Origin of the sequence: Streptomyces sp. NPDC005408 (genome assembly GCF_040606445.1) — a bacterium.
Taxonomy (GTDB): Bacteria; Actinomycetota; Actinomycetes; order Streptomycetales; family Streptomycetaceae; genus Streptomyces.
Window position 1 is genome coordinate 1 of sequence record NZ_JBEXEX010000081.1, and the last position, 19,646, is coordinate 19,646.

Annotated in this window: 13 protein-coding genes and 1 tRNA gene; 11 read left to right on the plus strand and 3 right to left on the minus strand. The window is 68.9% G+C overall.

The window, feature by feature from the left end; translation table 11 throughout:
- Window positions 1-207: 207 nt before the first annotated feature.
- Window positions 208-280: transfer RNA gene (locus tag ABZS64_RS36915), tRNA-Thr, on the plus strand.
- A gap of 46 nt (window positions 281-326) precedes the next feature.
- Here ABZS64_RS36915 and ABZS64_RS36920 read toward each other — a convergent pair.
- The gene (locus ABZS64_RS36920; RefSeq protein ID WP_355839215.1) at window positions 327-2,981 is read right to left on the minus strand and encodes a SpoIIE family protein phosphatase; all 2,655 of its coding nucleotides are present in this window, start codon (window positions 2,979-2,981) and stop codon (window positions 327-329) included.
- Between the two features lie 269 nt (window positions 2,982-3,250).
- On the opposite strand from ABZS64_RS36920, the gene ABZS64_RS36925 reads away from it, so the two are divergent.
- The 10 genes from ABZS64_RS36925 (at window position 3,251) to ABZS64_RS36970 (ending at window position 17,818) form a co-directional block, all read left to right on the plus strand.
- On the plus strand, window positions 3,251-8,737 hold the full coding sequence (locus tag ABZS64_RS36925) for a HAMP domain-containing protein (RefSeq protein ID WP_355839217.1): 5,487 nt from the start codon (window positions 3,251-3,253) through the stop codon (window positions 8,735-8,737).
- Between the two features lie 244 nt (window positions 8,738-8,981).
- Window positions 8,982-9,662 carry a response regulator gene (locus ABZS64_RS36930; protein WP_355839219.1) on the plus strand — a complete coding sequence of 227 codons (681 nt, stop codon included), beginning with the start codon at window positions 8,982-8,984 and terminating at the stop codon, window positions 9,660-9,662.
- A gap of 113 nt (window positions 9,663-9,775) precedes the next feature.
- Window positions 9,776-12,529 carry a DNA translocase FtsK gene (locus ABZS64_RS36935; RefSeq protein ID WP_355839221.1) on the plus strand — a complete coding sequence of 918 codons (2,754 nt, stop codon included), beginning with the start codon at window positions 9,776-9,778 and terminating at the stop codon, window positions 12,527-12,529.
- 189 nt (window positions 12,530-12,718) lie between these two features.
- Window positions 12,719-13,555: a helix-turn-helix domain-containing protein gene (locus ABZS64_RS36940; protein ID WP_355839223.1), complete on the plus strand. Its 837-nt coding sequence runs from the start codon at window positions 12,719-12,721 to the stop codon at window positions 13,553-13,555.
- Window positions 13,556-13,626: 71 nt separating this feature from the next.
- Window positions 13,627-15,099 (plus strand): 30S ribosomal protein S12 methylthiotransferase RimO, encoded by a 1,473-nt coding sequence (gene rimO / locus ABZS64_RS36945; protein WP_355839225.1) that lies wholly within the window; start codon window positions 13,627-13,629, stop codon window positions 15,097-15,099.
- Window positions 15,096-15,761, plus strand: a complete 666-nt coding sequence (gene pgsA, locus ABZS64_RS36950; protein ID WP_355839227.1) for a CDP-diacylglycerol--glycerol-3-phosphate 3-phosphatidyltransferase — start codon at window positions 15,096-15,098, stop codon at window positions 15,759-15,761. The genes rimO and pgsA overlap by 4 nt, the downstream gene beginning before the upstream one ends.
- The gene (locus ABZS64_RS36955) at window positions 15,758-16,267 is read left to right on the plus strand and encodes a CinA family protein (RefSeq protein WP_355839229.1); all 510 of its coding nucleotides are present in this window, start codon (window positions 15,758-15,760) and stop codon (window positions 16,265-16,267) included. The genes pgsA and ABZS64_RS36955 overlap by 4 nt, the downstream gene beginning before the upstream one ends.
- Window positions 16,268-16,376: 109 nt before the next feature.
- Entirely contained in the window at window positions 16,377-16,760 is a 384-nt protein-coding gene (locus ABZS64_RS36960; RefSeq protein ID WP_355839231.1) for a helix-turn-helix transcriptional regulator, read from the plus strand.
- 164 nt (window positions 16,761-16,924) lie between these two features.
- Entirely contained in the window at window positions 16,925-17,395 is a 471-nt protein-coding gene (locus ABZS64_RS36965) for a DNA starvation/stationary phase protection protein (protein WP_355839233.1), read from the plus strand.
- Between the two features lie 156 nt (window positions 17,396-17,551).
- On the plus strand, window positions 17,552-17,818 hold the full coding sequence (locus ABZS64_RS36970) for a hypothetical protein (protein WP_355839235.1): 267 nt from the start codon (window positions 17,552-17,554) through the stop codon (window positions 17,816-17,818).
- Here ABZS64_RS36970 and ABZS64_RS36975 read toward each other — a convergent pair.
- Window positions 17,766-18,539 (minus strand): SDR family NAD(P)-dependent oxidoreductase, encoded by a 774-nt coding sequence (locus tag ABZS64_RS36975; RefSeq protein WP_355839237.1) that lies wholly within the window; start codon window positions 18,537-18,539, stop codon window positions 17,766-17,768. The genes ABZS64_RS36970 and ABZS64_RS36975 overlap by 53 nt on opposite strands.
- Before the next feature lie 60 nt (window positions 18,540-18,599).
- Window positions 18,600-19,409 (minus strand): DNA-formamidopyrimidine glycosylase family protein, encoded by an 810-nt coding sequence (locus ABZS64_RS36980; protein WP_355839239.1) that lies wholly within the window; start codon window positions 19,407-19,409, stop codon window positions 18,600-18,602.
- Window positions 19,410-19,646 lie beyond the last annotated feature (237 nt).

Sequence of the window (19,646 nt, forward strand, 5' to 3'; positions counted from 1 at the left end):
CTGCAGGGGGGACCCTGTGGGAGAGTAGGACGCCGCCGAACAATTTTTAGCCTCAACCCCCGGACTCTGTCCGGGGGTTGAGGCATTTTTGCGTTCAGGGTGCTGACGCCGGCCTCCGCGTGGATCCGGAGTACGTGGACCGGAGGGGATGGTTCAAAGCGTCCGTCTGCTCGGGGTATGATCTACCTTGTTGTCACAGCGCAGCATGCCCCAATAGCTCAGTCGGTAGAGCGTCTCCATGGTAAGGAGAAGGTCTACGGTTCGATTCCGTATTGGGGCTCGTACAGACGAAGGCCCTCGCCAAGCGGCGGGGGCCTTCGGCGTGTTCAGGACCTGTGGGGCTCCGGGACACGCATCGCCAGGATCGCCATGTCGTCGGAGGCGGGCTCGGCGGCGAAGCGTTCGACCGCGCGCAGGACGCGGGAGGCGACCGCGCCCGCGGTGAGGCCCGTGCACCCGGTGAGGACGTCGATCAGGCCGTCGTCGCCCAGCATGCGGGTGCCCTCGCGGCGTTCGGTGACGCCGTCGGTGACGCAGAGCAGGACGTCGCCCGGGTCCAGGGTCACCATCTGCTCGTACAACTCCAGGTCGTCCATGACGCCGAGGAGGGGCTGGGGTTCTGCTGCCGGTTCGACGCTGCCGTCCTGGCGCAGGCGCAGCGGGAGCGGGTGGCCGGCGCAGACGACCTTGAGGATCGCGCTGCCGTCCTCCTGTGGCCACAACTCGCCATAGAGAAGGGTGAGGAAGCGGCTCCGGGCTCCCTCGTCGAGGATCGCTGCGTTGAGGCGCTCCAGGACCGCAGGACCGCCGAAGCCCTCGCGGGCGAGCAGGCGCAGCGCGTGCCGGGCGAGGCCGGTGACGGCCGCGGCCTCGGGGCCCGTACCGCAGACGTCGCCGATGGCGAAGCCGTATGCGCCGTCGCGGATCGGGAAGAGGTCGTAGAAGTCGCCGCCGACTTCGTTGCCTTCGCCGGCTGCGCGGTAGATGACTTCGACCTCCACGCCCGGGACATGGGGGAGTTCCGGCGGCAGGAGGCTGCGCTGGAGGGACTGGCTGATGGCCACACGCTCGGAGTACAGACGGGCGTTGTCGAGGGCGAGCGCCGCTCGCCGGGACAGGTCTTCGGCGAGTTCCAGGATCTCCTGGCGGAAGTGGTCGTCCGAGGGTTTGCCGAGGGTCAGCATGCCGATGACGCGGTTACGGGCGACGAGCGGCAGAACGACCGTCTCGCCGCCGACCGCTGCGGCCGTGGCGAGGGTGGCGCCGATGCCGGAGGAGACCGGCGGTGTTGAGCCGAGGCCGAGTTCGCGCCTGGAGGTGCGCAGGGCCGCGCGATGGGCGGCGTCGGCCGGTGCGGTCCACACACGGGCGCCTGGGGTGGTCACCGGGTCGGGCGGATCGATCCTGGAGAGCAGGGCCTTGAGGCCGTCGATCCTCTCCTCGTCCTCGTGGAGTACGTAGCTGAGGTACGGCTCCGACGCCTGGTCGGCGATCGTGTAGACGGCGCACCAGGTGGCGAGCGTTGGGACCGTCATCTGGGCCATCAGGGCCAGGGTCTGGTCGCGGTCGAGCGTTCCGGCGAGCAGGTCGGAGGCCTCGACGAGGAAGGAGAGGGAGCCGCGTCGCAGTCGTTCCAGTTCACCGAGGCGGGCCGATTCGACGGCCAGGGCGATGCGGTCGGCGGCGAACTGGAGGCGCAGGGCCTCCTCGTTGGAGTAGCGGCCCGCGGACTCGGCGGCGACGCCGAGGGAGCCGGTGAGGCGGCCCTCGACCTTGAGCGGGACGGTGACGACCGAGCGCATGCCGGTGGAGTTGAGGAGCGGGACGGCGCCGGGGACGGCTGTGAGGTCCTCGTGGACGGCGGGCATGCGGGCAGAGCCGTAGCGTCCGGTGCCTGCTTCGACCGGCACGCGGGCGAACCGCTGGCGGGCGGAGGGCAGTCCGGTGGTGGCCCGTACTTCCAGCTCGGTCTCGTCGTCGGTGGCGAGCAGCAGGAAGGCGGCGTCGCCGTCGAGCATGTCGCGGGCGCGCTCGACGGTGCGCTGGAGGAGACCGTCGAGGTCGTCGGGCGGGGGGGAGCCGATGAAGATCTCGAAGGGGTCGGTGGTGCGGCTGTCGGCCCCGGTTTCGGTCACGGGAACGCGCTGCGGGGTCTGCAGAATGGCGCGTTCGTCGTCACGTACGAGAAGGCAGACGGTGGAGGGCTCGCCGTTGGTGTCCCGTACACGAAGGTGCGATGCGTAGACGGGGACGACGCGGCCGTCGTTGCCGCGGATGCCGTAACTGCCTTCCCAGCGGGACAGTTGGAGCGCATCGGCGATGCCGGTGCCGATGCCCGGTGTGTGCGGCCAGGCGGCGAAGTCGGTGAGGGGTTTGCCGATTACCTGGTCGGCTGCGTAGCCGAAGAGGTGCTCCGCGTCTTCGTTCCAGACGACGATCGAACCGGAGCGGTCGATCTGGGTGACGGCGACGCGTACGCGTTCGTCGGCGACCGGGAGGAGGGCGACAGGCAGCACCGGTCCGGCGGAGCGGGCGCCCACCGGGCGCTGGGGGAGGTCGAGTTGGAACCACACCTGTTTGTGGGTGGGGGTGTATTCGACGCCCCAGCGGGAGGCCATGGCGGCGCACAGGAGCAGACCGCGGCCGTTCTCGCGGTCGGGGCTGACGATGACCCGGCCGCTGCCCTGGAGCGGGATCTCCCGTTCCGGATAGCGGTCGCCGACTTCGACTCGTACGCCCTCGTCCGTACGCAGACACAGGACGTCTGCGGAGGTGCCCGCGTGCACGACGGCGTTGGTGACGAGCTCGCTGGTGAGGACGACCGCGTCGTCGACGACGTCGGAGTACCCCCATCCCTGGAGGGTGTCGCGCACAAAGGCGCGGGCAGTCGCGACGGACCGCCCGACAGGGTCGAAGCTGGCAGCCGCCCGCGCGGTGATCACAGCACTCCTCGTACGCGTCTCGACACCCGGCTCTGCCATGATGCGGCCTGCCCCTCCCGGTGCCCGGTCGTAGTACTCGTTCCACACCGCCCCCGCCGGGCGGACCGGGGCGGCTGGACAGCCGGATGCCAGGTTACTTACCTTCGCTGTCCGAGCGGATGCCGGTCGGGGCTGTTTCCGCCCACCGGGGGCGGGGACGCTATGCGAAGCTGCCGAACTGTTATGGCCGGGTTCGGCCATGGTGAAACACTGGGCAGGCTTCTGGAGAAAGCCCGGGCAGTACGGTCAACCCCTGCGGGAGGGACACGGTGGAGTCTGGCGTGGCGGCGCGTGGCAACAACACGCGCGCAAAAGGCGGACGGTCCCGGCACAATGGGACAACCGAAGTCGATTCGGCGGCCCTGAACAGGCTGCTGGCGGCTCTGGTGTCGATGCGGGACGGGAACTTCCGCCGGCGCCTGACGGTGTCGGGCGACGGCGTGATGGCCGAGATCGCCGCCGTCTTCAATGAGGTCGCCGACCGTAATCTGCACCTCACGGGTGAGCTCGCGCGCGTACGCAGGATGGTCGGGCGCGAGGGGAAGCTGACTGAGCGGCTGGAGACGGGGGCCTGCGAGGGCTCCTGGGCGGCCGCCATCGACGCCTCGAACGCGCTGGTGGACGATCTGGCGCGGCCGGTGTCCGAGGTGGGGCGGGTGCTCTCGGCGGTCGCAGAGGGCGACCTGGAGCAGCGCATGGAGCTGCGCTCGCACGCCCCTGACGGCACGGACGGGTCCGTACGGCCGCTGCGCGGCGAATTCCTGAAGGTCGCCCGTACCGTCAACAACCTGGTCGACCAGCTGTCGGCGTTCACCGACGAGGTGACGCGGGTGGCGCTGGAGGTCGGTACCGAGGGCAAGCTCGGCGGCCAGGCACAGGTGCGCGGTATGTCCGGTTCGTGGAAAGACCTCACGGATTCGGTGAATACCATGGCGTACCGGCTGACCGCTCAGGTGCGTGACATTGCTCTCGTCACCACGGCCGTGGCCAAGGGCGATCTGTCCCGGAAGGTCACCGTCCATGTGGCCGGCGAGATGCTTCAGCTGAAGAACACCGTCAACACGATGGTCGACCAGCTGTCCTCCTTCTCCTCCGAGGTGACCCGGGTTGCCCGGGAGGTGGGCACGGAGGGCGAGCTCGGCGGTCAGGCGACCGTGCCCGGTGTGGCGGGTGTGTGGAAAGACCTCACCGATTCGGTGAACACCATGGCCGGCAACCTGACCTCGCAGGTGCGCGGCATCGCCGAGGTCACGACGGCTGTCGCCAACGGCGATCTGTCGCAGAAGGTCACGGTGAGCGCGCGCGGCGAGGTGGCCCAGCTCGCCGAGACCATCAACCAGATGACCGAGACGCTGCGTACGTTCGCGGACGAGGTCACCCGGGTGGCGAGCGAGGTCGGGGCCGAGGGTCTGCTCGGCGGGCAGGCGCAGGTGCCGGGAGCCGCCGGGACCTGGAAGGACCTCACCGACTCGGTGAACACCGTCTTCCGCAATCTGACCACCCAGGTGCGGGACATCGCCCAGGTGACGACGGCGGTCGCGAACGGTGATCTTTCGCAGAAGGTCACAGTCGATGTCGCGGGCGAGATGCTGGAGTTGAAGAACACCGTCAACACGATGGTGGACCAGCTCTCGGCCTTCGGTTCCGAAGTGACGCGAGTGGCGCGGGAGGTCGGCGTCGAGGGCCGCCTGGGCGGGCAGGCCGGGGTGCCGGGTGCGGCAGGCACCTGGAAGGACCTCACGGACTCGGTGAACACCGCGTTCCGCAACCTCACCGGACAGGTGCGGGACATCGCCCAGGTGACGACGGCGGTGGCCAACGGCGACCTGTCGCAGAAGGTCACAGTCAACGTCGCGGGCGAGATGCTCGAGCTCAAGAACACCGTCAACACGATGGTGGCGCAGCTGTCCTCGTTCGCCGACCAGGTCACGCGGATGGCGCGGGACGTGGGCACGGAGGGCCGTCTCGGCGGCCAGGCGCGCGTCGACGGTGTCAGCGGTACGTGGAAGGAACTGACGGACTCCGTCAACTTCATGGCGGGGAACCTGACCTCGCAGGTGCGCCAGATCGCTCAGGTGACGACAGCGGTGGCCCGGGGTGATCTGTCACAGAAGATCGACGTGGACGCGCGCGGCGAGATCCTGGAGCTGAAGAACACCATCAACACGATGGTGGACCAGCTCTCCGCCTTCGCCGAGCAGGTGACGCGGGTGGCCCGCGAGGTGGGTACGGACGGCCGGCTCGGCGGTCAGGCGCAGGTGCCCGGCGTCGCCGGTGTCTGGCGCGATCTGACCGACTCCGTGAACGGCATGGCCGAGAACCTCACCGGTCAGGTCCGTAACATCGCCCAGGTCGCCACCGCGGTGGCCCGGGGCGACCTGTCGCAGAAGATCGACGTGGACGCACGCGGCGAGATCCTGGAGCTGAAGAACACCCTCAACACGATGGTGGACCAGCTCTCCAACTTCGCCGAGCAGGTCACCCGGGTGGCGCGCGAGGTGGGCACCGAGGGCATCCTGGGCGGCCAGGCCGAGGTGCAGGGCGTCTCCGGCACCTGGAAGGACCTCACCCAGTCCGTCAACTTCATGGCGAACAACCTGACTTCGCAGGTGCGCAATATCGCCGAGGTGACCACGGCGGTCGCCAAGGGCGACCTGTCGAAGAAGATCACCGTCGATGCCAAGGGCGAGATCCTCGAACTGGTGACGACGGTCAACACGATGGTGGACCAGCTGCTGGACTTCGCCGACGAGGTGACCAGGGTCGCCCGTGAGGTGGGTACGGAAGGTGTCCTGGGCGGTCAGGCGCGGGTGCGTGGCGTCACCGGCATCTGGAAGGACCTCAGCGACAACGTCAACCTGATGGCCAACAACCTCACCAATCAGGTGCGTAACATCGCCCGCGTCTCCGCGGCGGTCGCCAACGGTGATCTGACGAAGAAGGTGACGGTCGAGGCACGCGGCGAGGTCGCCGAGCTGGCCGAGACCGTCAACACGATGGTGACGACGCTGTCGTCGTTCGCCGACGAGGTGACCCGAGTGGCCCGCGAGGTGGGCACCGAGGGCGAACTGGGCGGCCAGGCCCATGTGCCGGGCGTCTCCGGTACGTGGAAAGACCTCACCGAGTCCGTGAACTCGATGGCGTCCAACCTGACCGGGCAGGTGCGCCAGATCGCCACGGTCACCACCGCCATCGCCAAGGGCGATCTCACCCGGAAGATCGACATCGACGCCCGGGGCGAGATCCTGGAGTTGAAGACCACCATCAACACGATGGTCGACCAGCTGTCCTCGTTCGCCGGAGAGGTCACCCGAGTGGCCCGAGAGGTGGGCACGGACGGGCAGTTGGGCGGTCAGGCCCGGGTCCGGGACGTCGACGGCACCTGGCGCGACCTCACCGAGTCGGTGAACGAGATGGCCGGGAACCTGACCCGCCAGGTGCGCGCGATCGCGGCCGTCGCGACCGCGGTGACCCGCGGCGATCTGAACCTCAAGATCGACGTGGACGCGGCCGGCGAGATCCAGGTCCTGCAGGACAACATCAACACGATGATCGCGAACCTGCGCGACACCACCCTCGCCAACGAGGAACAGGACTGGCTCAAGGGCAACCTGGCCCGTATCTCCGGTCTGATGCAGGGCCGCCGCGACCTCGACGACGTGGCCTCACTGATCATGAGCGAGCTCACGCCGGTCGTGTCGGCGCAGCACGGCGCGTTCTTCCTGGCGATGCCGACGGGCGTCGGCGCGGATGTGCCGGGGGGCGGGGAGCTGTCGTACGAGCTGTGCATGCGCGGCAGTTACGGCTACTCCGCAGGTCTGATGCCGACGTCGTTCCGTCCCGGCGAGACGCTGATCGGCACCGCGGCCGAAGAGAAGCGGACCATCCAGGTCAATGTGCCGCCGGGCTATCTGAAGATCTCCTCGGGGCTCGGGGAGGCATCACCGGCGTATGTGATCGTGCTGCCGGTGCTCTTCGAGGGGAAGGTCCTCGGTGTGATCGAGCTGGCGTCGTTCCAGCCCTTCAACCAGATCCAGCGGGACTTCCTGAACCAGATCGCCGAGATGATCGCGACGAGCGTCAACACCATCAGCGTCAATACCAAGACCGAGGTGCTGCTCAAGCAGTCGCAGGAGCTGACCGAGCAGCTGCGTGAGCGCTCGGCCGAGCTGGAGAACCGGCAGAAGGCGCTGCAGGCCTCCAATGCCGAGCTGGAGGAGAAGGCCGAGCTGCTGGCGCAGCAGAACCGCGACATCGAGGTGAAGAACACCGAGATCGAAGAGGCCAGGCAGGTGCTCGAGGAGCGGGCCGAGCAGCTCGCGGTCTCGATGCGCTACAAGTCGGAGTTCCTGGCGAACATGTCGCACGAGCTGCGTACGCCGCTGAACTCCCTGCTGATCCTGGCCAAGTTGCTTGCTGACAACGCGGAGGGCAACCTCTCGCCGAAGCAGGTGGAGTTCGCCGAGACGATCCACGGTGCGGGCTCCGATCTGCTGCAGCTGATCAACGACATCCTCGATCTGTCGAAGGTCGAGGCGGGCAAGATGGACGTCAGCCCGACCCGTATCGCTCTGGTGCAGCTCGTCGACTACGTGGAGGCGACGTTCCGGCCGCTGACCGCGGAGAAGGGTCTCGACTTCTCCGTACGGGTCTCGCCGGAGCTGCCCGCGACGCTGCACACCGACGAGCAGCGGCTGCTTCAGGTGCTGCGCAACCTCCTGTCCAACGCGGTGAAGTTCACCGACAGCGGCGCGGTGGAGCTGGTGATCCGGCCGGCGAGCGCCGATGTGCCGCAGTCGATCCGTGAGCAGCTGCTCGAGGCGGGCTCGCTGCGGGACGCGGACGGCGATCTGATCGCCTTCTCCGTCACGGACACCGGGATCGGGATCGCGGCGGGCAAGATGCGGGTGATCTTCGAGGCGTTCAAGCAGGCCGACGGCACGACCAGCCGGAAGTACGGCGGTACGGGCCTGGGTCTGTCGATCAGCCGGGAGATCGCGCGGCTGCTCGGCGGCGAGATCCATGCGGCCAGCGAACCGGGCCGCGGCTCGACGTTCACCCTCTATCTGCCCCTTCACCCGAGCGAACTGCCGCCGCAGGGCTACCCGCAGCTCGCCCCCGGCGCGGCCGACATGCAGGGCGGCATGGCCGACGACGGTGTGGAGGACCTGATCCCGCAGGGGCACCACGAGCCGTCCGGGCACATGGACGCCCACGCGGGTCCGGCTGCCCTCTTCCGGCGCCGGCGGAAGGCGCTCGGCTCCATGGAACAGCGGCACGCGCTGCCCGGCCGCCAGGGCACGGCGCCGGGAGGCCCGGAGCAGTGGGCCGGGGCGAACGGCAGCCAGGAGGTGCCGGAGGCGAGGCGCACCTTCGCCTTCGACAGCGAGAAGGTGCTCATCGTCGACGACGACATCCGCAATGTCTTCGCGCTCACCAGCGTGCTGGAGCAGCACGGCCTGTCGGTGCTGTACGCGGAGAACGGCCGTGAAGGCATCGAAGTCCTGGAACAGCACGACGATGTGACGGTCGTACTGATGGACATCATGATGCCGGAAATGGACGGGTACGCGACGACGACGGCGATCCGGAGGATGCCGCAGTTCGCCGGTCTGCCGATCATCGCGCTGACCGCGAAGGCCATGAAGGGCGACCGTGAGAAGGCCATCGAGTCCGGTGCTTCCGACTATGTCACCAAGCCGGTTGATCCGGACCATTTGCTCTCCGTGATGGAGCAATGGATGCGCGGGGAGTGAGCGATGCCCGCCCGGATCCCCGCGAGTTGCTGACTGACTGTGGCCGAAGGCGTGTGAGGCGGCGGTATTCGGGGAACCTTCTGGTCTCCCGCTACGTTTCTGCTACGTGCACAGTGACATCGCGGTGACAGGGTGTGGCGACAGGCGGGGTGCGGCTACCATGACCGGCACAAGGGCGGGCGACGCAAGGGAGTCGTCCCCTGGGGCGGCGCCCGGTGCACTTCCGGGGCGAGGAGGACGGGCCATGGTGCAGAAGGCCAAGATCCTCCTGGTCGATGACCGGCCGGAGAATCTGCTCGCGCTGGAGGCGATCCTCTCTGCGCTCGATCAGACACTGGTGCGGGCATCGTCAGGGGAGGAAGCGCTCAAGGCGCTGCTGACGGACGACTTCGCGGTCATTCTGCTGGACGTCCAGATGCCCGGCATGGACGGATTCGAGACGGCCGCGCACATCAAGCGGCGGGAACGGACCCGGGACATCCCGATCATCTTCCTCACCGCGATCAATCACGGCCCGCACCACACCTTCCGGGGTTACGCCGCGGGCGCGGTCGACTACATCTCCAAGCCGTTCGACCCGTGGGTGCTGCGCGCCAAGGTCTCGGTCTTCGTCGAGCTGTACATGAAGAACTGCCAACTGCGTGAGCAGGCCGCGCTGCTGCGCCTTCAGCTGGAGGGCGGCGGACAACCGGCGGGGGACAGCAAGGAGCCCGCGGGGCTGCTCGCCGAGCTTTCCGCACGGCTCGCGGCAGTTGAGGAACAGGCCGAGGCGCTGTCCAAACAGCTCGACGACGACGCGGCGGACGCCGCCGCCGTCGCCACCGCGGCCCATCTCGAGCGCAAACTCACTGGTTTGCGCCGGGCGCTCGACGCGCTGGAGCCCGGCGCCGGCGGTGGTACGCCGCGGCTGCCTTCGCAGAACTGAACGGGCGTCCGGAGCTTGAGGGACCGTCAGCCACCGCCTCTGAGCGACGACACGAACGGGTGAAGCAGTAGGCACACGTGTCCACTGCGGTCGACACCGGTAACCTCACCATCATGGCCTCACGTACGTCCGGCAAGGGTTCCCAGGGCACGGCGGGCACCGCGAAGCCGCGCGCCGGCCGTACGACCGGTGCCGCGAAGAAGGCGGCGCCCGCCAGGAAAGCCGCCGCGAAGAAGACCGCGCCCACGAAGAAAGCGCCCGCCAAGAAGGCTGCGGCCAAGAAGGCCGCGCCGAAGCCCGCACCGTCCCCCACCGGGGGCGTGTACCGCCTTGCGCGCGCCCTGTGGCTCGGGCTCGCCCACGCCGTGGGTGCGATGTTCCGCGGCATAGGGCGAGGCGCCAAGGGCCTCGACCCCGCGCACCGCAAGGACGGCCTCGCGCTGCTGCTCCTCGCCCTTGGGCTGATCGTCGCCGCGGGCACCTGGTCGAATCTGAGCGGCCCGGTCGGTGATCTCGTCGAGATGCTGGTGACCGGAGCCTTCGGCCGGCTGGATCTGCTCGTGCCGATACTGCTGGCCGCCATTGCCGTACGGCTGATCCTCTATCCCGAGAAGCCCGAGGCCAACGGTCGGATTGTGATCGGCCTGTCCGCCCTCGTCGTGGGCGTGCTCGGCCAGGTCCATATGGCCTGTGGCTCACCGGGCCGTGGGGACGGCACCGAGGCGATGCAGGACGCCGGCGGGCTGATCGGCTGGGCCGCGTCCAAGCCGCTGATCTTCACCATGGGCGAGGTGCTCGCCGTACCGCTGCTCGTGCTGCTCACGGTCTTCGGGCTGCTCGTCGTCACCGCGACCCCCGTCAACGCCATTCCGCAGCGGCTGCGGCTGCTCGGATCCAAGCTGGGCATCGTCGATGCGGCGTACGAGCCGGGGGCGGACGGCGAGGCCACCGACGACGAGCGTTACGACGAGCATTGGCGCCAGGCCGTGCCCGGGCGCGCGCGACGGTCGGCTGCGCGCCGTAGCGAAGCCCCCGCGGAGTACGACCCGGACCATGCCGAGCAGGAAGCGCTGTCCAGGCGCAGGCGGCCTCGCAGGCCCTCCGTGCAGCCCGCCATGGACCGGCCGATGGACGCCGTGGACGTGGCAGCGGCGGCCGCCGCCGCACTCGACGGTGCTGTGCTCAACGGCATGCCGCCCTCGCCGCTGGTCGCGGACCTCACGCGGGACGTCACCGCCGAGCGGCAGCGGGCCGCGACCCCGGTGCCGGGCGCGCGCGAGCCCGAGCCGAAGGAGAGCAGGGCGAAGGGGTCCGTACCGGATCTGACCAAGCCCGCGCCCGAGGAGTCCCAGCCCCTGCCGCCGCGCGCCGAGCAGCTTCAGCTCTCCGGCGACATCACCTACGCCCTGCCCTCCCTGGACCTTCTGGAGCGCGGCGGCCCCGGCAAGACGCGCAGCGCCGCCAACGACGCGGTCGTCGCCTCGCTCAGCAATGTCTTCATGGAGTTCAAGGTCGACGCGGCCGTCACCGGCTTCACCCGCGGTCCGACGGTCACGCGGTACGAGGTGGAGCTCGGCCCGGCCGTGAAGGTCGAGCGGATCACCGCGCTCACCAAGAACATCGCGTACGCCGTCGCCAGCCCCGACGTGCGGATCATCTCCCCGATCCCCGGCAAGTCCGCGGTCGGCATCGAGATCCCGAACTCCGACCGCGAGATGGTCAAACTCGGCGATGTGCTGCGTCTCGCGGACGCGGCGGAGGACGACCACCCCATGCTGGTCGCGCTCGGCAAGAACGTCGAGGGCGGCTACGAGATGGCCAACCTCGCCAAGATGCCGCACGTCCTGGTCGCCGGCGCGACCGGCTCCGGAAAGTCCTCCTGCATCAACTGCCTGATCACCTCGGTGATGGTGCGGGCGACTCCGGAGGACGTACGCATGGTGCTCGTCGACCCCAAGCGGGTCGAGCTCAACGCGTACGAGGGCATCCCGCACCTGATCACGCCGATCATCACCAACCCCAAGCGGGCCGCCGAGGCGCTGCAGTGGGTCGTACGCGAGATGGATCTGCGCTACGACGACCTCGCCGCGTACGGCTACCGCCATATCGACGACTTCAACCAGGCCATCAGGAACGGCAAGGTCAAGCCGCCCGAGGGCAGCGAGCGCGAGCTCACCCCCTATCCGTATCTGCTGGTGATCGTGGACGAGCTCGCCGACCTGATGATGGTCGCGCCGCGCGACGTCGAGGACGCCATCGTCCGCATCACACAGCTGGCGCGCGCCGCCGGCATCCATCTGGTCCTGGCCACGCAGCGGCCCTCGGTCGATGTCGTCACCGGTCTGATCAAGGCGAATGTGCCCTCGCGGCTCGCGTTCGCGACCTCGTCGCTCGCCGACAGCCGGGTCATCCTCGACCAGCCGGGTGCGGAGAAGCTGATCGGCAAGGGCGACGGTCTCTTCCTGCCGATGGGCGCCAACAAGCCGACGCGTATGCAGGGTGCCTTCGTCACCGAGGACGAAGTCGCGGCAGTCGTCCAGCACTGCAAGGATCAGATGGCGCCCGTCTTCCGCGAGGACGTCGTGGTCGGCACCAAGCAGAAGAAGGAGATCGACGAGGACATCGGCGACGACCTCGATCTGCTGTGCCAGGCCGCTGAGCTGGTGGTATCCACTCAGTTCGGGTCGACTTCGATGCTCCAGCGGAAGCTGCGTGTGGGATTCGCGAAGGCGGGCAGACTCATGGATCTGATGGAGTCCCGGAATATCGTCGGTCCGAGCGAGGGCTCCAAGGCGCGCGATGTGCTGGTGAAACCGGATGAGCTGGATGGAGTGCTCGCCGTGATCCGCGGGGAGTCTCACTCGTAACGGTTCCGAGGGCAACCGTTTCCCTTGGTCGTACGTCAAGTTGGAGGGAGGGACAGACAGATGTCCCACCATCGGGATGCCTGGCCATTCTGATGGCGTACAAAGTCCCTCCTCCCGGTTGCCCCACCCTTTCGTACCACCCATAGACTGAACCTCCAGCAGGTGGCTACACGCTCGAAAGGCGCCCCCGTGTCCATCGGCAACTCCCCCGAAGACGACCGGCCTTCAGTTGACCCCTCACCTGAAGACGACCGGCCTTCGATCGGACGTGCGCTCCAGCAAGCCCGCATCGCCGCAGGTCTGACCGTTGACGAGGTCAGCTCCTCCACCCGGGTGCGCATCCCGATCGTGCATGCGATCGAGCAGGACGACTTCTCCCGCTGCGGCGGCGACGTCTACGCGCGCGGGCACATCCGCACCATCGCGCGTGCCGTCGCGCTCGATCCCGATCCGGTCGTCGCGCAGTACGACGCGGACCACGGCGGACGTCCCGCCCCCACACCTGCCGCGCCGCTCTTCGAGGCAGAACGCATCCGCCCCGAACGCGGCCGTCCCAACTGGACCGCCGCCATGGTCGCCGCGATCGTCGCCGTGATCGGCTTCGTCGGCTTCACGCTCTTCAACGGCGACGACGGCAACAAGGACAACCATGTGGCCGAGGGGCCGGCGCCCCAGCAGAAGCCGACCCCGACGAAGCCCGCCACGACCAAGCCCACCAATCCCAAGCCCGACCCCTCCGACAGCGCCATCGCGGCGGTGCCGAAGGACAAGGTGACCGTGAAGCTCTCCGTCCTTGACGACAAGAGCTGGATCTCCGCCAAGTCGCACAACGGCAAGCTGCTCTTCGACGGAACCCTGCTCAAGGGCGAGTCCAAGACCTTCCAGGACGACGAGCGAGTCGATCTGATCCTCGGGAACGCCGGGGCGATCGAGCTGTATGTGAACGGCAAGAAGGTCGAGGACCAGTTCGAGACGGGCCAGGTCGAGCGGCTGTCGTACACCAAGGGCGACCCCGAGGTCGGCTAGCCGGAAGGCGTGCGGAGGGCCCAGAACCCTGGGGGCCGGGGCGTGGGTCAGGACAAAGTAGTCTTGAGCCCATGCCCGAACGCCGTACCGTCGCCCTTGTCACTCTTGGCTGCGCCCGTAACGAGGTGGACTCGGAGGAGCTCGCAGGCCGCTTGGCAGCGGACGGCTGGGAGCTCGTCGAGGAAGCCTCCGACGCGGATGTCGCAGTCGTCAACACCTGCGGATTCGTCGAAGCCGCCAAGAAGGACTCAGTCGACGCCCTTCTCGAAGCCAACGATCTCAAGGACCACGGCAGGACCCAGGCCGTGGTCGCCGTCGGCTGCATGGCCGAGCGGTACGGCAAGGAGCTGGCCGAGGCGCTGCCCGAGGCCGACGGAGTGCTCGGCTTCGACGACTACGCCGACATCTCCGACCGCCTGCAGACGATCCTCAACGGCGGCATCCACGCCTCGCACACCCCGCGCGACCGGCGCAAGCTGCTGCCGCTGAGCCCTGTCGAGCGCCAGGAGGCGTCCGATGTGGCGCTGCCCGGGCACGCACAGGCTCCCGAAACGCTGGGCCCCGAAGACCTTCCGGAAGGCGTCGCTCCCGCCTCCGGACCGCGCGCCCCGCTGCGCCGCCGGCTCGATACCAGTCCCGTCGCCTCGGTGAAGCTGGCATCAGGCTGCGACCGGCGCTGCTCGTTCTGCGCCATCCCGTCCTTCCGCGGCTCGTTCATCTCGCGCCGCCCCTCCGACGTGCTGGGCGAGACGCGCTGGCTGGCCGAGCAGGGCGTCAAGGAGGTCATGCTCGTCTCCGAGAACAACACCTCGTACGGCAAGGACCTCGGCGACATTCGCCTGCTCGAGACCCTGCTGCCCGAGCTGGCCGACGTCGACGGCATCGAGCGGGTGCGGGTGAGCTATCTGCAGCCCGCCGAGATGCGGCCGGGGCTGATCGACGTCCTCACCTCGACGCCGAAGATCGCTCCCTACTTCGACCTGTCCTTCCAGCACTCGGCGCCGGGTGTGCTGCGCGCGATGCGGCGCTTCGGCGACACCGAGCGCTTCCTGGAACTGCTGGCGACCATCCGCGCCAAGGCCCCGCAGGCCGGTGTGCGGTCCAACTTCATCGTCGGCTTCCCCGGCGAGAGCGAAGCGGACTTCGCCGAGCTGGAACGCTTCCTCACCGGAGCGCGCCTGGATGCCATCGGCGTCTTCGGCTACTCCGACGAGGACGGCACCGAGGCGGTGTCGTACGACAACAAGCTGGACGCCGACGTCATCGCCGAGCGTCTCGGCCATCTGTCGCGGCTCGCGGAGGAGCTGACCTCGCAGCGTGCCGAGGAGCGTCTCGGCGAGACGCTCGAAGTGCTCGTCGAGTCGGTGGACGGCGAGGACGGTGCGGTGGGCCGCGCGGCGCACCAGGCGCCCGAGACGGACGGTCAGGTGGTCTTCACCACGGGCGAGGGCCTCGTGCCCGGCCGTGTCGTCGTGGCAAAGGCAGTGGATACGGAAGGCGTCGACCTGGTGGCCGAATGTCTTCCCGAGGAGGCAGGCAGATGACCGGAGTGCCGGCATCCGCGGGGGGCGGCACCGGTAGGCCGACGCCCGGCGGCAAGCTGGGCGCTGCGGCCGTCAATCAGGCCAGCCTCTGGAACATCGCGAACATCCTCACCATGGTGCGGCTGGTGCTCGTGCCCGCCTTCGTCGTGCTGATGCTTCAGGACGGCGGGTACGACCCGGCCTGGCGCGCCTGGGCGTGGGCGGCGTTCGCCGTCGCCATGATCACCGACATCTTCGACGGCCACCTCGCGCGTACGTACAACCTCGTCACCGACTTCGGGAAGATCGCCGACCCGATCGCCGACAAGGCGATCATGGCCGCCGGGCTCATCTGCCTGTCGGCGCTCGGCGATCTGCCGTGGTGGGTGACCGGAGTGATTCTCTTCCGGGAGCTCGGGATCACGCTGATGCGGTTCTGGGTGATCCGGCATGGAGTAATTCCCGCCAGTCGTGGTGGCAAGATAAAGACCCTCGCGCAGGGCACGGCGGTCGGCATGTACGTGCTCGCGCTGACCGGGGCGCTGGCCACTCTGCGCTTCTGGGTGATGGCCGTGGCCGTCGTGCTGACGGTGGTCACCGGCCTCGACTACGTGCGACAGGCGATTGTGCTGAGGCGTAGGGGACTGGCGGCGGAGCGGGCCACGGCGGGGGACGCGCGGTGACGACCGCGGCTCGGGTGCTTGCTCTCCTTGCGGAGCGTGGCGAGACGCTGGCCGTCGCCGAGTCGCTCACCGGCGGTCTGGTGGCCGCCGAGCTCACTGCCGTACCCGGAGCCTCGAAGGCCTTCCGCGGCTCCGTAACGGCGTACGCAACCCCTCTGAAGAGGGATCTTCTCGGTGTCGACGAGACCCTCCTGGCGGAGCGCGGCGCGGTGGATCCCGAGGTTGCGCGGCAGATGGCGGCCGGTGTGCGGAAGACGCTCGGCGCCTCCTGGGGTATCTCGACCACGGGTGTGGCGGGCCCCGAACCGCAGGACGGACAGCCCGTCGGGACGGTCTATGTGGCGGTCGCGGGACCCGATGGCACCGGGAAGGTGGCCGCTCTGCGGTTGAACGGTGGCCGGGTGGAAATCCGTAGAGAAAGTGTACGGAGCGTGCTCGAACTGCTCTCCGGCGAACTGCACGAAAATGCGCGGACACAGGATACGGAACAGAACGGGGGGACTTGATGTTTGCAGCCCTGAGTGAACACGACATCGCTCCCCGCACGGCCGCCGCACGAGGCGGTACGGTGGGGCGTGAAGGATGCGGCTACGCGGTCCGAGGAGGGAGCCACCGATGATTCTGCTCCGTCGCCTGCTGGGTGACGTGCTGCGTCGGCAGCGCCAGCGCCAGGGCCGTACTCTGCGCGAAGTCTCCTCGTCCGCCCGAGTATCGCTCGGCTATCTCTCCGAGGTGGAGCGGGGGCAGAAGGAGGCTTCCTCCGAGCTGCTCTCCGCGATCTGCGACGCGCTTGACGTACGGATGTCCGAGCTCATGCGTGAAGTGAGCGACGAGCTGTCGCTGGCCGAACTGGCCGAGTCGGCAGCGGCCACTGAGCCGGTGCCTGCGCCAGTACGCCCGATGCTCAATTCCGTCTCCGTGACGTCGGTGGCGGGTGTGCCGACGGAGCGGGTGACCATCAAGGCGCCTGCGGAGGCGGTCGACGTAGTCGCCGCCTGATCCGTACGGCTTGGTTTGCAGCTGAGCCCCGATTGGTACTCGAGTGCCGGTCGGGGTTTTCGCTTTCCCCGGATGCGCTCGATGCCCCGGATGCCCGATTTGTGACGGCTGTGTAATCGTGGGCAGGTAGTTGCGATGAGCTGCGAACCGAGTGGAGGACACGGATGTCTGTCGTGAAGAGCTCTCTGTCGGAGGCGGACCTCAAGACGGTCGGCGATGCGCTGCGAGGCGCGCTCGTGGATCTCGTGGATCTCGCCCTGGTGGCGAAGCAGGTCCACTGGAATGTCGTGGGCCCGCGCTTCAGGTCCGTACATCTACAGCTCGACGAGGTGGTGGACACCGCGCGCCAGCACTCCGACACGGTGGCCGAGCGGGCTTCGGCGATGGGGGTGACGCCGGACGGGCGGGCCGCGACGGTGGCGAAGCAGAGCGCGATCGGCGCGGTGCCGGAGGGTTGGATCAAGGACGGGGACGCCGTGCGGACGCTGGTGGACGCCCTGGGAGCGGTGATCGCACGGATGCGGGAGCGGATCGAGGTGACCGCGGATCCGGATCCGGTGAGCCAGGATGTGCTGATCGGGCTGACGGCGGACCTGGAGAAGCACGCGTGGATGTTCCAGGCGGAGAGCGCGTAGGGCCGGCTCGCGGGCTGGGCTGCGGACTGCGGGCTGCGGTTTCCCGGCGCAGTCTGGGGTGAGGCGATCGGCGCCGCCCTGTGCGCCGGGTTGGCCTCCGGTGCGCCCTCCCAGTGGGTGATTGCGCCGGTCTAGCGTGGTCCGGAGGAGGCAGCCATGGCAGTACGCGGGGTCGCCCTCGTGCCGGTGGTCGCCCTCGGGCTGGTGGCGGGCGGGCTGTGGTGGTGGGCCGTGCTGCGGCTGGTGATCGTGCCGGAGCAGGCGGGTCTTGTGGAGGGCGCGGTGGCAGTGGGCGGATGGGGCCTGAGCCTGCTGCCCGTGCATGTGACGGCGTCCCGCGGGGCCGGGATCAGGGTGGGCGGGGCCGGGGTCACCAGGGCATCGCGACGCCGCCGTTCGGGCGGAGGATCTGGCCCGTCGTGAAACTGGACGCGTCCGAGGCCAGATGAAGCACCGTATGGGCGATGTCCTCGGGCTCGCCGACGCGGCGCAACGGGGACAGCCGGACCATCGCAGCCTCGGCCTGGTGCTGCAGCGTCGCGTCATGGCGGTCGGTCATCGGGGTGCGGACCCAGCCGGGGGCTACGGCGTTGACCCGGATGGAGTGCCGGCCGAGCTCTGTCGCGAGGGTCTTGGTCAGCTGGACCACCGCTGCCTTGGCCACGCTGTAGCAGAGCAGACCCGCACTCGCGGCATCCACGGCGCCGGAGGCCATGGTGACGATGGAACCGGGTGTGCCCGCCGCGATCATCACGCGGGCCGACTCCTGGCAGGCGTACAGAATCCCCTTGAAATTGACCGCGAGCACGCGGTCCAGGTCTTCGTCCCTCGTCTCAAGGACCGTGCTGCTGTGCATGATTCCGGCGACGGCGGCCAGGATGTCCAGTCGACCGGTACTCGCGATGTGCTCGATCGCGGCCTTCAGCTGGGCGCGGTCGCTGACGTCGAGGAGGTGGGTGTGCGCCGTGCCGCCCGCGTCCGAGATCAGGGACCGGGTCTCGTCGAGGCCCTTCTCGTCGATGTCGGCGCAGTGCACGGTGGCGCCCGCCTCGGCGAGCAGGACGGCACTGGCGCGGCCTATGCCGCCGGCGGCGCCGGTGATGAGAGCGGTGCGGCCGGTGAGGTCGTACGCCGTGAGGGGCATGCCGGGACGGTACGACTGGATCTGACGGTCCGTCAACTAGTCGTGAACCAGTGTGTGGGATCAGGGAATGGGTCCGGACTGGCAGCCCGGGCACCAGTACGTGGGGCGTTCGCGGCTGCCGTCGCCCTGGTCCGCCTTGCGGATCGCGGTGCCGCAGCGCAGACAGGGCTGGCCCTCGCGGCCGTAGACATGCAGACGGGGACGGTGGCCGGCGCCGCGGGTGGTGGCTGTCGTCTGCCGGTCGAAGCTGTCCTTGTTCGCTTCCAGGAGGCGGTGGGCGGTGGCGACGAGGCGCGCGGGGGTATCGGCGGGGAGCTCACCGACCGGAAGCCACGGAGTCACCCGGGCCAGAAAGGCCAGCTCCGATTTGTAGACATTGCCGATGCCGGCGAGATTGCGCTGGTCGAGCAGGGCCTCGCCGAGCGGGCGGGCGGGGTCCGCGAGGAGATTGGCCACAGCGATGTCCGCGTCCCAGTCGGGACCCAGCAGGTCCGGGCCGAGATGGCCGACCGCCTGGCTCTCGTCGGCTGTACGGAGCAGTTCCAGGACGGGCAGCCGGTAGCCGACGGCGGTGTGGGCGACATTGCCGAGGATCGCGCGGATCTGGTGCGTGGGGCCGCCGCGCCAGCGCTCGCCGGTGCCGTACACCTGCCAGGAGCCCTCCATGCGCAGATGCGAGTGGAGGGTGAGGCCGCCCTCGATACGGGTGAGCAGATGCTTGCCGCGCGGGGTGACGTCCAGGACGGTCCGCCCGGTGAGATCGGCGGTGGCGAAGCGCGGAACGCGCAGATCGGACCGGGTGAGGGTCTGCCCTGCCAGGGCGGTGTGCAGGCGCTGTGCGGTCTGCCAGACGGTGTCTCCTTCGGGCATGGCATCCATGATGCGGGACGCGAGGGTCTGCGGCGGGGCTGTCCCCAACCCCGCCCCTTCCCGAACCAGGGCTCCGCCCCGGACCCCGGATGCGACCTTCGGCCGCATGTCGTTCACGCCGGACGGGCTGAAATGTGCGGCCGAGCCGCACATTTCAGCCCCGCCGGCGCTTGAGGACCCGGACCGGTCGAGCACGAGATACACCCGGGCACGGGCCCCGGTGAGCTGCTGCTTCTT